The organism is Streptomyces sp. CO7 (genome assembly GCF_053474865.1).
Genome location: NZ_JBRIOU010000014.1, coordinates 34,767 through 48,349 on the forward strand (window position 1 = coordinate 34,767; position 13,583 = coordinate 48,349).

Here is a 13,583-nt window from a genome sequence, read left to right on the forward strand (position 1 = left end):
GTGCCGGGGCCCCGGGAGCAGAGGAAGACGTCGTCGCGGCTGCCGCGCGTCTCGGCCTGAGGGGCGAGAGGCCGGCACACGCGAGGCCGGCACACCGGGGGGAGAACGGTGCCGGACGGGGCGCTCACCGGTGACGGTTCCGGTGAGCGGCCCCGCCTCAGCTCTGGTTGAAGAAGGCGTCCCGGGCGCCCGGGGCGGCCTCACCGCTGACGATCTCGGTGTGGGCCGGAGTGAGCAGGAAGACCCGGTTGGCGACCCGCTCGATGGATCCGCGCAGGCCGAAGATCAGGCCCGCCGCGAAGTCCACCACGCGCTTGGCGTCCGCGGCGTCCATGGCCGTGAGGTTCATGACCACGGGGACGCCGTCACGGAAGAGCTCGCCGATGGCCCGGGCGTCCCGGAAGCTGTCGGGGGTGACGGTGCCGATCCTGCGGCCTCTGTCCTCGGCCGGCTCGGCCGCGACCTTGACCCGCGGGTCGGTGACCCAGGCGTCCTCGGACTCCGGGCCCTCGGCGTAGTCGTCGTCTTCGTAGTAGCGCTCGTCATCGTTGTCGTCGACGAGGCCAAGCCAGGCACTCGCCTTGCGCACCGATCCCATGGACGCCTCCTCTCGCTGCGGTCTCTCTCTCGCTATCCGCATCCCTATCGTCGTCCATGAGTCGGACAACGTGCCAAGTGGACGGACACCGCGCAGGGGGTTTGTGACGGTACCGGTGCGCGGTGGATACGTACAGACTCCGTGTATCCCAAGGGACTTGCCCTACACGATTGCTGATTGGGAGTGAAATAATATTCTTCGCGGCGAACGAGTGAGATGTGGTGCCTCCGGGTGAACCACCTACCCCATTACGATCTCGGAAGTCGCCCTCAGATACAGGGGGCGCGGTGAGACCCGCGCCACGGGGGCCGCGGGCGTCTGAGGGGGAGTCACGATGTTCGGAATGGTCAGGCCTTGCCGCCACCGGCTCGGGGAGCGTCTCGCGGCGGAGTGGACGGCGCATCTGTGCGGGCTGTGCCTGGCCCTGCGCGGGGAGCACGGCCAGCTCGCCCGGGTGGTCACGAACTACGACGGCCTGCTGATCTCCGTGCTGACGGAGGCTCAGGCGGAGCGGGCCGGGGGCGGACGCCGCACCGCCGGGCCCTGCCCGCTGCGCGGGATGCGCACCGCCTCGGTGGCCAGGGGCGAGGGGGCCAGGCTCGCCGCCGCCGTCTCGCTGGTGCTCGCCTCGGCCAAGGTCCGTGACCACATGGCCGACGGCGACGGGCTGCTGGCCCGCCGTCCGGTGGCCCTCGCCGCCCGCCGGGTCGCCGCCAACTGGACGGCCGCGGGCTCCCGCACCGCCACCACCGTCGGCTTCGACACCGCCGTCCTGCTGGACGCCGTGGACCGGCAGGCCGGACTGGAGCGCCTGGCCGGACCCGGCACCCCGATCCTGACCGTCACCGAGCCCACCGAGACGGCGACCGCCGCGGCCTTCGCGCACACCGCCGTGCTGGCCGGACGCCCCGCCAACGCGACGCCGCTGGCCGAGGCCGGCCGGCTCTTCGGCCGCCTGGCCCACCTCCTCGACGCGGTCGAGGACCAGGCGGCCGACGCGGCCTCGGGCGCCTGGAACCCGCTCACCGCCACCGGGACCTCGCGCGCGGACGCCCGCCGCCTGGCCGACGACGCGGTGCGCGGTGTGCGGCTCGCCCTGCGCGACGCCGAGTTCACCGACGGCCGTCTCGTCCACCGGCTCCTTGCCCACGAGCTGGAACGTTCCGTCGACCGCGCCTTCGGCACCCCCTCCTGCGCGCACCCCGGGACCGGCCACGCAGTTGAGGGGTACGGCCCGCCGCAGGGACCCTACGGCCCGGGTCCGCAGGCGCCGCAGGGCCCCTACGGTCCGCAGGCGCCGCAGGGTCCGTACGGCCCGCAGTCCCCGCAGGGCCCCTACGGCCCGTACGCGCCGCCCGGACCGCAGGGCCCCTACGGACCCGGCACCCCGGCCGGCGGACAGCCGCCGCACCGGCCGGGCCGCGGCTTCTGGGCGGGATGCGCGGCCGCCGCCGGGCTGCTCTGCACCTGCCGGGTGTGCTGCGCCGACGAGTTCGAGGGCCCGTGGTCGGGCCGCCGCCGCCAGGGCTGCTGCGGCCAGTGCGACGGCAACTGCTGCGAGTGCTGCAACTGCTGCAGCTGCTGCGGGGGAGACAGCGGCGGCGACGGCGGCGGGTGCGACGGCTGCGGCTGCAACTGCTGACCGGTGTCGGCGGGTAGGCGCCGAGGTGACGCTGCGTCATGCCCGTGATGACCTGAGCGGGCGGAGGGCCGTCGCGACCACCTGCGTATTCGGTACGGAGGCGTCCACGATGGGATAAAAACCCCGCCGGTCCGGTAACCCAGGGCCACCGGTGTCGTTGGGTCGGAGGCAGAACTATTACTTCTCCTCCGACCAACTCGCCTCCCACTTAAGGCACCTCAGTGGACGCAGTCACACCGACATCGGCCGCCGCGCGTCTGCGCGCCGCCCGCGGCGGGACGGGCCGGAAGGCCCCCCGCTCCCTTCGCACCAGGCTTCTCAGGGTCCTGATCCTGGCTCTCGCCGTCCTGCTGGCCCTCCTCGGCACCGCCGCGGCCGAGCAGATCGCGACCTTCCGCAACGCCTCCGCCACGGCGGACAACGCCCGCCTGGAGATCACCCTGCAGGGGCTGGTCCACGAGCTGCAGAAGGAACGCAGTCTCACCGCGGGGCACCTGGGCGGCGTCCGGGAGTTCCGGGACCGGCTGCCCGCACAGCGCAAGGCCACCGACACGGCCCTCGCCGTGCTCGACCAGGCGCTGCTGGGGCACACGGACGAGCGGCGCGCGGACGCGGTCCGGGAGGCCCTCGGGCGGCTCGGCGCGCTGGGCGGCATCCGTGCGAAGGCCGACCGGCGGAGCGTCCACGTGCAGGAGGCGTTCGCCTACTTCACCTCCACCATCGCGGCCCTCGACCGGCTCGACCTCGGCCTCGACGAGGTCCGCGACCACACCCTCTACGACGCCGGCCGTGCGCTGCGGTTCCTCGGTGACGCCAAGGAACTCGCGGGCCAGGAGCGGGCGCTGCTGCTCGGGGCGGTGACCGCCGGGCGGTTCCCCGGCGACGACCACGGCCGCTTCCTGGAGATGAGGGCCGGCCGCCTCGCCTCGCTGGCCGCCTTCCCCTCGGTGGCCTCCGCCGCGCAGGAGCGCCGCCTGGACGCCGCGCTGAGCACGCCCGACGCCCGGCGCAGCCAGTGGTACGAGCGCCGTGCGGTCCGCGGCGGCGGCCTGCTCGACGCCGCCGAGATCCCGCCCACCGCCTGGTGGAGCAGCACCACCTCCACCATCGACGGCCTGCGCGAGGTGCAGGTCTCGCTCGGCCACGACGTGGAGAGCCGGGCTTCCGAACTGGAGAGCGACGCCGGCGAGGACCTGGTGCTCTTCGGCCTGCTGGCACTGGTGACCGTCGCGGCGCTCGGCGCGCTCGCGCTCGACTGCGTCCGCACCGTCTCCGGTCCGCTCGCCGACCTCGCCCAGCAGGCCCGTGAGGTGGCCGGGAAGCGACTGCCGCTGGCGGTCGCCGCGATCCAGAACAGCAACCTGCGCGAGGCGCCCGAGCCGCCCGAGCCGCTGCGCGTCCCGGCGAAGGCCGGCGCCGAGGTGCTGGAGATGGCCGAGGCCTTCGACCGGGTCCAGCGGGCCGCCTTCGACCTCGCCACCGAGCAGGCCGTGCTGCGCCGCAACGCGACCGAGTCGCTGGTCAGCCTGGGCCGGCGCAACCAGAACCTGGTCCGCCGCCAGCTGAGCTTCATCAACAAGCTGGAGCACGAGGACGCCGACCCGGCGACGCTGGCCAACCTCTTCGAGCTCGACCACCTGGCCACCCGGATGCGGCGCAACGCGGAGAGCCTGCTGGTGCTGGCCGGCGAGTCCAGCCCGCGCCCCTGGTCCACCCCGCTGCCGGTCACCGACGTGCTGCGCGCGGCGCTCTCCGAGGTCGAGGAGTACCGCAGGGTGGTGCTGCGGCGCATCGAGCCGGCCGGGGTGTCCGGCTCGGTGGTGGCCGAGATCGCCCACCTGCTGGCCGAACTGGTCGAGAACGCGCTGAACTTCTCGCCCCCGGAGTCCCAGGTCGAGATCGAGGGCCGGCGCACCAGCGCGGGCTACCTGATCGCCATCGTCGACCACGGACTCGGCATGGACGCCCAGGCGCTCGCCGAGGCCAACGTGCGACTCTCCGGGCGGGCCAGCTTCATGGCCGACCCGGGCCGCTTCCTGGGCCACTTCGTGGTCGGGGCCCTGGCCCGCAAGTGCGGGATCGAGGTGCGGGTGGGCGAGGCCCCGACGGCCGGCGTGGTCGCCCGGGTGCTGCTGCCCGCCGCCCTGCTCGCCGAGCCGAAGAGCCCGGGCACGCCGGACGACGACGTGGTGGTGGACGGCCGGCTGGACCAGAAGGCCGTGCTGCCCGCGCCGCGCGCCGCGGCGGCTGCCCCCGCTCCGGCCGGGAGCGCCCACCTGGTCCCGGTCACCGCGGACGGCCGGCCCGTGGACAGTCGCCCCCTGGACGGCCGCCCCCTGGACGGCCGCGTGGACGGTCGCCCCGCCCACCAGACGGCCGGGCAGCCCCGTCAGGCGCGCCCGCAGATCGCCGCGCCCCCGGCCACGGGCCCCGGGGAACGGCGGGCCGAACCGGCCCGCGGCGCGGACGCCGCCCGCACCCGCAACGGCCTGGTCAAGCGCCCCAGGCGCAGCGCCATCGGCGCCGCGGTCGACGAGACCGACCGGGCCGGCGCCCGGCCGCTGCCTCCGGCGCCGGAGCGGGAGCGCACCCCGGAGCAGGTCTCCGGGATGCTCTCCTCCCTGCGCAGCGCCCACCTGCGGGGCGGGATCAGCGTGCAGAAGGAGAAGGAGAGGGACATGGATCGCGGCACGGGTGCCGACGCGTGGCCGGCGAAGGACGCCGCGGCTGACGGGGGCGAGGCGAAGTGACCACTTTTCCCACCCAGAACGCCGCTCCCGCCGCGCAGGACTCACAGACCTTCAACTGGCTGCTGGCGGCCTTCGTCCGCAACACCGACGGGGTGCGGGACGCGGTCGCGGTCTCCTCGGACGGCCTGCTGATCGCGGTCTCCGACGGACTGGGGCGGACCGAGGCCGACCATCTGTCGGCCATCGTCTCAGGGCTGTCCAGCCTGGCGCGCAGCGCCTCCCGGCGGTACGGCTTCGACGGGGTGAAGCTCATCATGATCGAGATGGGGCGGGGCTTCCTGCTGGTCTCGGCGATCCGGGACGGCAGCTGTCTCGGGGTGCTCGCCGACAGCAGCGGTGAACTCGGCCTGGTCGGCTACGAGATGGCAGTGCTCGCGGAACGGGCGGGTGACCTGCTCACGCCGGCCCTGATCGCCGATCTCCGCCAGTCGCTGCCCCGGTGAACGGCACGCCCATGGAAGAGGACAACAGCTTCGTCAGACCGTTCATCATCACCGGTGGACGGGTGCAGCCCACGCAGAGCGACCTGCGGCTGGAGACCCTGGTGGTCGCCGTCCGCCCGCCGGACGAGTCGCTGACGTTCGAACGGAAGCGGGTCGCCGCGGTGTGCGCGAGCCCGACGACGGTGGCCGAGGTGGCGCATCGGGTGGCCGTCCCGCTGGGGGTCGCCAAGGTGCTGATCTCCGACCTGGTCGCCGTCGGGCACCTCGCCTGCCGCCAACCCGCGGAGCTCTCGCTCCACACGCTGGAAAGGATCAGGGACCATGTCCGGGCGCTCTGACAAGATGGTGCCGCTGGCCGTCAAGATCGTGGTGAGCGGTGGACTCGGGGTCGGCAAGACCACGTTCATCGGCGCCATCTCCGAGATCGAGCCGCTGGACACCGAGGCCGCGATCACCCAGGTGTCCGTGGGCGTCGACTCGCTGGACGGGGTGGAGTCCAAGACCACCACCACCGTGGCGCTCGACTTCGGCCGGATCACGCTGAACCCGGCGATCTCCCTCTACCTGTTCGGCACGCCCGGCCAGGACCGGTTCTCCTTCCTCTGGGACGACCTGGTGGAGGGGGCGTTGGGCACCGTGGTGCTGGTCGACACCCGCCGGATCGAGGACTGCTTTCCGGCGCTGGACTACTTCGAGGCCCAGCGCGCCCCGTTCGTGCTCGCGGTCAACCACTTCCCGGGGGCCCGCCGGTTCGAACTGGACGAGGTGCGCGAGGCCCTGGGACTGGGAGACGACGTGCCGGTGGTCGACTGCGACGCCCGCGACCGCCGTTCGGTACGGGACGTCCTGGTGATGCTGATGGACCGGGTCATCCGCGAGCGCACCGCGGGGCGGGAGCGCTCGGCCGCACTGGTGTGACGCACGGGACGGACGGTGCGAGGCGTCGGGCGGCCGTCGTCCCGGAATCGCCGGGGCGGCGGCCGGCCCGTCGGGGGCCCGAGGTGTGAAGTCCGTGTGCCGATGTGCCGGGGAGAACACGGCCGAAAGCAAGCGGACGGTCGTGTTCCGGCCAGGGGCGAAATGGGACCTCACGTGCGGAGGGGGAACAGATGAGCGCCCGTTGCTGCATACGCGCGGTTTAGCTGAGCTGTGCGTCTGTGGCCGGTCCGGGCGGGGAATGCGCTTGGCGACGCCGTCCTCGTCGGGCGGCCGAAAGGCACCCTTGCGCCGCTCGGTCGCACGGCCGAATACTCCCTGCAGCGCTTGTCAGGAGCACGGCGTGTCCGGCAATCCCGGTCGCCCCTGCCCCCGGCTGCGCCTCACGGGCCCGCGCCCCCACAAGCGGGCCCCCGACTTCCCAAGTGGAGGAACGACCAGTGAGGATCAAGCGCACCACCCCCAGCAACGGCGTCACGAGACGAACCCGTCTGCTCGCCGTGGCCACCGGCCTGGTGGCCGCCGCCGCGATCGCGGTGCCCGCCGCCAGCGCCGACGAGGTGACCACCTTCAGCTCCGGTCAGCTCACCGCGGCGAGTGACGCGGTCATGGAGGCGGACGTCCCGGGTACCGCCTGGGCGGTCGACGCCAAGACGAACCGGGTGGTCGTCACCGTCGACAGCACGGTGTCCCAGGCCGAGATCAACAAGATCAAGAAGGAGGCGGGCGACAAGTCCGGCGCGCTGACCGTCAAGCGCACCTCCGGGAAGTTCGAGAAGTACATCTCCGGCGGCGACGCCATATACGCGAGCAGCTGGCGCTGCTCCCTGGGCTTCAACGTCCAGGACAGCGCGGGCAACTACTACTTCCTGACCGCCGGCCACTGCACCGACGGCGCGGGCTCCTGGTACTCGAACTCGGGCCGCACCACGGTTCTCGGCAGCACGTCGGGCTCGAGCTTCCCGGGCAACGACTACGGCATCGTCCGGTACACGAACTCCTCCGTGGCCAAGTCCGGCTCGGTGGGCAGCGTGGACATCAAGAGCGCGGCGACGCCGAGCGTCGGCACCACCGTCACGCGTCGCGGCTCCACCACCGGCACCCACAGCGGCCGGGTCACCGGGCTGAACGCGACCGTGAACTACGGCGGCGGCGACATCGTCTCCGGCCTCATCCAGACCACGGTCTGCGCCGAGCCCGGCGACTCCGGCGGCCCGCTGTACTCCACCAGCGGCATCGCCTACGGCCTGACCTCCGGCGGCAGCGGCAACTGCTCCTCCGGCGGTACGACCTTCTTCCAGCCGGTCGTCGAGGCCCTGAACGCGTACGGGGTCAAGGTCTTCTGATCTCTCGCGCCTCCGCATCATCCTCCTGGGGAACCCCCCGCACGCCCGGCGTGCGGGGGGTTCCCGCTGTTCGGGGCGGGGACGGGGTGTGGGTGACGGGTGTCTCCAGGGTCGCCCGGAGTTTCGAAAGTGGTCTATGGTGGAGACGTAAGTGAACGTTTGTTCGATAGGCGGTTCGACAGGTAGGCCGGGAGGTGCGCATGCCGGGTTTCCCGCACCTGCACACCGCCTCCGGCTTCTCCGTGCGTCATGGCGCCTCGCACCCCGAGCGGCTGGCCGAGCGGGCCGGCGAGCGGGACCTGCGGGAGCTCGCCCTCACCGACCGGGACACCGTGGCCGGGGCCGTCCGGTTCGCCAAGGCCTGCGCCAAGGAGGGCGTCCGCCCGCTGTTCGGCGTGGACCTCGCGGTGGCGCCGCCGGCCGGGGCGGGGCGGTCCGGCCGGTCGCCGGAGCGGCGCCGGACGCCGGTGCGCGGCGGCGCCTTCGTCGACGAGTCGGCCCCCCGGGCGACCTTCCTGGCCCGGGACGGGGCCCGCGGCTGGGCGGGCGTGTGTGCCCTGATCACCGCCGCCCACGCGGGCGGCGGCTCCCCGCTGCTGCCCGCCGAGGCGCTGTACGCCGAGGGGGTGACCGTGCTGCTGGGGCCCGACTCCGACGTGGGCCGCGCCCTGTCCGCCGGACGCCCCGACCTGGCCGTTCCCCTGCTCGCCGCCTGGCGCGAGCGGTACGGGGACGCGCTGCGGCTGGAGACCGTCTGGCACGGCCGCCAGGGCACCGGGCACGGCTCGCTGCGGCTGGCCGCCCGCACCCTCGCGCTCGCCGCCGAGCAGGGCGTGCGCCCGGTGCTGACCAACGCCGTCCGCTACGCCGACCCCGGCATGGGCCCGGTCGCCGACGTGCTGGACTCCGCCCGCCGCCTGGTCCCCGTCGACCCGGCCCGGGGGCTGGACTCGGGCGAGGCGTGGCTCAAGGACGCCGACGCCATGCGGGAGGCGGCCGAGCGGGTCGCCGAGGCCGCCGGGCTGGGCCCGCGCGCCGCCGGGCGGCTGCTGGAGCACACCCGGACCACCGCCGAGGAGTGCCGGGTCGACCCCGAGGAGCACCTGGGCATCGGCAGCGTCCACTTCCCCGAGCCGCACCTGGTCGGCGCCGAGCGGCGCACCGCGCAGCGGGTGCTGGCCTCCCGGGCGGCGGCCGGGATGGTGCTGCGCGGCTACGACCGCCGGCGCGCGTACTGGGAGCGGATGCACCACGAGCTGGACATCATCGCCCACCACGGCTTCGCCACCTACTTCCTCACCGTCGCCCAGGTCGTCGACGACGTCCGCGGGATGGGCATCCGGGTCGCCGCGCGCGGCTCCGGCGCCGGCTCCCTGGTCAACCACCTGCTGGGCATCGCCTCCGCCGACCCGGTCGAGCACGGGCTGCTGATGGAACGCTTCCTGTCCAAGCGCCGGGCGGTGCTGCCCGACATCGACGTCGACGTGGAGTCCGCCCGCCGGCTCGAGGTCTACCGGAAGATCTTCGACCGCTTCGGCGGCGAGCGGGTGGCCACCGTCGCCATGCCCGAGACCTACCGGGTGCGGCATGCGGTCCGCGACGTCGGGGCGGCGCTCGCCATGGACCCGGCGGAGATCGACCGGATCGCCAAGTCCTTCCCGCACATCCGCGCCCGCGACGCCCGCGCCGCCCTGGAGGAGCTGCCCGAGCTGAAGGAGCTGGCGAAGGGGCCGGAGGGGGCCGGCGGGCGCTACGACAGGATGTGGGACCTCGTGGAGGCGCTGGACGCGCTGCCCCGCGGCGTCGCCATGCACCCGTGCGGCGTGCTGCTCTCCGACGCCACGCTGCTCGGGCGCACCCCGGTGGTGCCCACCAGCGGCGAGGGCTTCCCGATGGCCCAGTTCGACAAGGACGACGTCGAGGACCTGGGCCTGCTCAAGCTGGACGTGCTCGGGGTGCGGATGCAGTCGGCGATGGCGCACGCGGTGGCCGAGGTGGAGCGGGCGTCCGGCGAGCGGATCGACCTGGACGCGGTGCCCGAGGGCGACCCGGAGACGTACCGGCTGATCAGGTCGACCGAGACGCTGGGCTGCTTCCAGATCGAGTCGCCCGGCCAGCGCGACCTGGTCGGCCGGCTCCAGCCGGAGACCTTCCACGACCTGGTGGTGGACATCTCGCTGTTCCGGCCCGGCCCGGTCGCCGCCGACATGGTGCGGCCGTTCATCGAGCGCCGGCACCGGCGCAGCCCCGCCCGCTACCCGCACCCGGACCTGGAGCCGGCGCTGCGCGGCACCTACGGCGTGGTGGTCTTCCACGAGCAGTTGATCGACATCGTGGCCGTCATGACCGGCTGCGGCCGGGGCGAGGCGGACCGGGTGCGGCGCGGGCTGTCCGACCCGGACTCCCAGGGCCGGATCCGGACCTGGTTCGCCCAGCACGCCACGGCCCGGGGGTACGACGCCGGGACGGTGGCGCGCGCCTGGGAGATCATCGAGGCCTTCGGCTCGTACGGCTTCTGCAAGGCGCACGCGGTGGCCTTCGCCGTGCCGACCTACCAGTCGGCCTGGCTGAAGGCGCACCACCCGGCCGCCTTCTACGCCGGGCTGCTCACCCACGACCCCGGGATGTACCCCAAGCGGCTGCTGCTGGCGGACGCGCGCCGACGGGGCGTGCCGGTGCTCCCGCTGGACGTCAACAGGTCCGGCGTCACTCACCGTATCGAACTGGTGTCTGGCGGAAAGCGGGAGGATTCCGATGTGTGGGGGCTGCGGCTGGCCCTCGGGGACGTGCACGGCATCAGCGAGGCGGAGGCGGGGCGGATCGCCGAGGGGCAGCCGTACTCCTCCCTGCTGGACTTCTGGCAGCGGGCCCGCCCCAGCCGCCCGGTGGCCGACCGGCTGGCCCAGGTGGGCGCGCTGGACGCGTTCGGCGCCAACCGGCGTGACCTGAGGCTGCACATCAGCGAGCTGCACCGGGGCGCCGCCCGTGCGGCCGGGGCCGAGCAGCTGCCGCTGGGCGGCGGCGAGCGCACCGCGTCGGCCGGACTGCCGGATCTCACCGACGGGGAGCGGCTCAGCGCCGAGCTGGGCGTGCTGTCCATGGACGCCTCGCGCAACCTGATGGACGACCACGCCGAGTTCCTGGCCGAGCTGGGCGTCACCTCCGCGAAGCGGCTGCGCACCGCCCGGCACGGCGAGACGGTGCTGGTGGCCGGGTCCAAGGTGGCCACCCAGACCCCGCCCATCAGATCGGGCCGCCGGGTCATCTTCACCACCCTCGACGACGGCACCGGCCTGGTCGACCTGGCCTTCTTCGACGACTCCCACGACGCCTGCGCGCACACCGTCTTCCACTCCTGGCTGCTCCTGGTGCGCGGGACCGTGCAGCGCCGCGGGGTGCGCAGTTTCAGTGTGGTGGGCACGGCCGCCTGGAACCTGGCCGAGCTGTCCGAACTGCGCGCCGAGGGCGGCCTCGAGCGGGTGGCGGCCCGGCTGTCGGAGACGCTGGCCGAGCAGAGCGCGCTGCGCGAGAAGGGCGGCCCGGGCCGGGAGGAGGGCGAAACGGAGGGCGGCCGGACGATCCGGATGCCCACCGGGTACGAGATGCACCCGTGGGCGGACCTCCGTCCGGCGGGGAACGGCGGCCCGCCCACGGGGCGGAAGCTGTGGCACAGCAGCCCGGGCAGCGCCGGGTGAGGCGGCCCGGGGGTGGAGACTCCCGGGGGACGCGCGGTGCGGACCGCGGGGACACGCGGTGCGGACCGCCGGGGCGCGGGTCAGCCCGCGGGGGTGGCCTCGCGGCCGCGGCGGCGCAGCAGCTTGCGGCGCGGCTCCTGGTCGGGCATCCAGCCGAAGGCCAGGGTCGAGCCGAGCAGCCCGAGGATCAGGCCGATGACGAACCCGCCGAGGTTCGAGGTGACCCACGACCCGAGCGTGGCGAGCAGACCGATGATCGAGTAGAAGATCCGCTGCGTGGGGTTGAAGAGGATCAGCAGACCGCACAGCGCCATCACGCCCGGCAGCAGGTAACCGGCGATGCCCAGGGCGCCCGCCTTGAGGATCACCTGGAGCGAGGACTCCAGGACCTTCATGGTCAGCATGATCTCCACACCGGCCAGGGTGAGCAGCAGACCCCCCAGGAACGGGCGGTTGCCGCGCCAGACGGCGAACCGGGACCGCCGCCGGGGCGCCGGAGCGGCGGAGCCGTCGGGTGGCGCGGCCGCGGACGGCTCGGCGGGGGCGGGGTGCGGCGCGGTGTACGGCGCGGTGTGCGGGCTGTCGGATGTGCTGTCGCTGGCCACGGCCGGCGGCTCCTTCGCGGGCGTTTCCGATCGGACACGGGCCCGGCCGGCGGAACGCGTCCGCCGGCCGGGTCTCGGCGACTGCGTCAGTTCCCGCAGCCGGCTTCGCTGAACTCGATCTTCAGGTTGGGCAGGGTCATGGCACCGGCGGTGGTCGCCCAGTTGTGCTGGTACACGTCCTCCAGCACGATCTTGTCGGCCTGCATGCCGAAGGTGCCCAGCGGGCCCTGCGAGAAGCCCTTGTCCAGGGTGGCGGCGTCGCGGCCCATCTCCAGGCCGGTGAAGGTGCCTGTCCGGCCGGTCAGGGTGTCCGAGTCGGTGGCCAGGTTGGTGGCCTTGGCCGGGGTGCCCTTGTTCCCGGCGGTGATGGTCAGGTGGGTGCCGCCGATCGCGACCGCCTGACACAGGTTGGTGATCTCGGCGTTCTTCATGGTGGTGACGAACACCGCCACCTGGCCGCCCGTGTCGCCGTGCAGCGGGCTGTCCGGGTGCATGTTGTCCAGGCCGCCGTACTGGGCCATACCGGTGGCCTGGATCTTGTCGGCGTTGATGGTGAAGGGCATGCCCGAGATCGTGAACTGGGCGGCCAGGATGCCCTGGGCGGTCGCGACGACCAGCGCGGCGGTGGCGAGCACCCCGGGGACGCCGAGCGCCGCCCAGCGGCGCAGGCGGACCCTGCCCTTGAGAGGCATTGCGGACTCTGACATGACGGCTCTCCTCTGTGACGGCAATGTCGATGGAACCGGGGGCAGGTCCTGGCGCGGACAGCGCCTCCCGTGATGCGCGCCGGGTTTCCCCTGGTCCTGTCGGTGGCGGCGCGGCGGAGGCTTCGGGGGGATGCCTGGAAGTTACCGGCGAGTGAGGAACGTGGTCAATTGGCTTGCGGACAAAGAGTGTTGACCTTGTGAGCTGATTGGTGCGGATGTGGCCACGTGGTGCCGGGGAGGCTTCGGGGGCTTCTCCTTCCGGGCGGTGCTCCCACCTGCGGACCCGTCGCCGGCAGGGGCCGTCGGAGCCCTTCTGACGCCAACGCCCGCCGTCCGAACTGGACTTACCTCGGGTAACAAAATTCTCCCCCGCGCCTTGACCGCCCAACCGGCGCTCGGTAGAACACCGTTGGGTTTCCCTGCGGTTGGACGTCCCCCTTGCCCGTGGCGCCGGGCAAGGGGGACCCGCCGCGCCGCCGTGCCGCACGACTCCGCCCGAACGGGCCCGATGCGAGGAGAGACGCGCACATGGACAACGTGAGAGACCGCGGACCCCGCCGCCTGCTCAGCAGGGCCGCCACCGTGATCGCCGGCTGCGCCGCCCTGGTGGGACTGCAGACGACCCCCGCCCCGGCCGCCGGCACCCAGCTGGCCGCCCCCTACGAGAACATGGACACCTGTCCGGTCAATTCGGCGCTGCTCGCCGCCCCGGACAACCTCCAGGTCGGCTGCGTGCACTCCGAGGTCGACGGGGGCACCTTCCGGATCGGCGACTACAGCGTGCCGATCGGCGCCCCGATGAAGCTCAACTGGGGCATCCGCTGGTCGTCCGCCGCACCGACGGTCGACGTCCTGGGGAGC

General features: G+C 73.5%; 10 protein-coding genes and 1 pseudogene. 8 read left to right on the forward strand and 3 right to left on the reverse strand.

Annotation, left to right across the window (positions count from 1 at the left end):
• Nucleotides 1-157: 157 nt before the first annotated feature.
• A complete protein-coding gene (locus ACOV8S_RS30530) occupies nt 158-598 on the reverse strand; it encodes a cell division protein SepF (protein WP_351112694.1) in 441 nt (146 codons plus the stop codon).
• A 334-nt stretch (nt 599-932) separates the two neighbouring features.
• Between ACOV8S_RS30530 and ACOV8S_RS30535 the strand changes: the two genes are divergently transcribed.
• From ACOV8S_RS30535 to ACOV8S_RS30565, 7 genes are all read left to right on the forward strand, one after another.
• Nucleotides 933-2,240 carry a DUF5685 family protein gene (locus tag ACOV8S_RS30535; protein ID WP_448321728.1) on the forward strand — a complete coding sequence of 436 codons (1,308 nt, stop codon included), beginning with the start codon at nt 933-935 and terminating at the stop codon, nt 2,238-2,240.
• A 221-nt stretch (nt 2,241-2,461) separates the two neighbouring features.
• Nucleotides 2,462-4,990, forward strand: a complete 2,529-nt coding sequence (locus ACOV8S_RS30540) for a nitrate- and nitrite sensing domain-containing protein (protein WP_448321729.1) — start codon at nt 2,462-2,464, stop codon at nt 4,988-4,990.
• Entirely contained in the window at nt 4,987-5,433 is a 447-nt protein-coding gene (locus tag ACOV8S_RS30545) for a roadblock/LC7 domain-containing protein (RefSeq protein WP_448321730.1), read from the forward strand. The genes ACOV8S_RS30540 and ACOV8S_RS30545 overlap by 4 nt, the downstream gene beginning before the upstream one ends.
• An 11-nt stretch (nt 5,434-5,444) precedes the next feature.
• Nucleotides 5,445-5,771 (forward strand): DUF742 domain-containing protein, encoded by a 327-nt coding sequence (locus tag ACOV8S_RS30550; RefSeq protein WP_448321731.1) that lies wholly within the window; start codon nt 5,445-5,447, stop codon nt 5,769-5,771.
• A complete protein-coding gene (locus ACOV8S_RS30555) occupies nt 5,755-6,351 on the forward strand; it encodes a GTP-binding protein (protein WP_351112684.1) in 597 nt (198 codons plus the stop codon). Before ACOV8S_RS30550 ends, ACOV8S_RS30555 begins: the two co-directional genes overlap by 17 nt.
• A gap of 458 nt (nt 6,352-6,809) precedes the next feature.
• Nucleotides 6,810-7,715, forward strand: a complete 906-nt coding sequence (locus ACOV8S_RS30560) for a S1 family peptidase (RefSeq protein ID WP_448321732.1) — start codon at nt 6,810-6,812, stop codon at nt 7,713-7,715.
• Nucleotides 7,716-7,915: 200 nt separating this feature from the next.
• Nucleotides 7,916-11,410 (forward strand): DNA polymerase III subunit alpha, encoded by a 3,495-nt coding sequence (locus tag ACOV8S_RS30565; protein ID WP_448321733.1) that lies wholly within the window; start codon nt 7,916-7,918, stop codon nt 11,408-11,410.
• An 80-nt stretch (nt 11,411-11,490) separates the two neighbouring features.
• Here ACOV8S_RS30565 and ACOV8S_RS30570 read toward each other — a convergent pair whose 3' ends face one another.
• On the reverse strand, nt 11,491-12,015 hold the full coding sequence (locus ACOV8S_RS30570; RefSeq protein ID WP_448321734.1) for a DUF6114 domain-containing protein: 525 nt from the start codon (nt 12,013-12,015) through the stop codon (nt 11,491-11,493).
• An 86-nt stretch (nt 12,016-12,101) separates the two neighbouring features.
• Complete coding sequence (locus tag ACOV8S_RS30575; protein WP_448321735.1) at nt 12,102-12,722, reverse strand: DUF6230 family protein; 621 nt, start codon at nt 12,720-12,722, stop codon at nt 12,102-12,104.
• Between the two features lie 528 nt (nt 12,723-13,250).
• Here ACOV8S_RS30575 and ACOV8S_RS30580 point away from each other — a divergent pair.
• Nucleotides 13,251-13,583, forward strand: a pseudogene (locus ACOV8S_RS30580) (hypothetical protein); the annotation flags it as partial.